Raw genomic sequence first — 401 nt, forward strand, 5'->3', positions numbered from 1 at the left:
TGGCGTCGGTCGGCAATGCCGCCGATGTCACTCCGCTCACGCCGGAAGCAAAAACCGTCGAGAGCCAGAGCGGCTGGGAATTCACCTTCGCGCCATATTTCTGGGCTGCCGGCATATCCGGCGATATTGGGCAGTTTGGACTTCCGGAAGTTCATATCGACGCGGATTTCGGCGATATCCTCAATAACCTCGACTTCGCTTTCATGGCGGCAGGCGAAGCAAGATACGATCGCTTCAGCATCGTCGGTGACGTGATCTACACCAAGCTCGGTGCCGACGCCGACACGCCTGCCGGCATCCTTGCCGACAGCGTCGATGTGACATCGAAGACCTTCGCGGGATTTCTTGGCGCCGGTTACGCCATACTCGAAGACCAAAATGGCCATCTCGATGTGGTCGGC

The 401-nt window shown here is 58.4% G+C and carries 1 pseudogene; it reads left to right on the plus strand.

The window, feature by feature from the left end:
- Positions 1-401 (plus strand): annotated as a pseudogene (locus tag AF337_RS11980) (hypothetical protein); the annotation flags it as partial.

The organism is Rhizobium ecuadorense (assembly GCF_001187535.1).
GTDB lineage: Bacteria > Pseudomonadota > Alphaproteobacteria > Rhizobiales > Rhizobiaceae > Rhizobium > Rhizobium ecuadorense.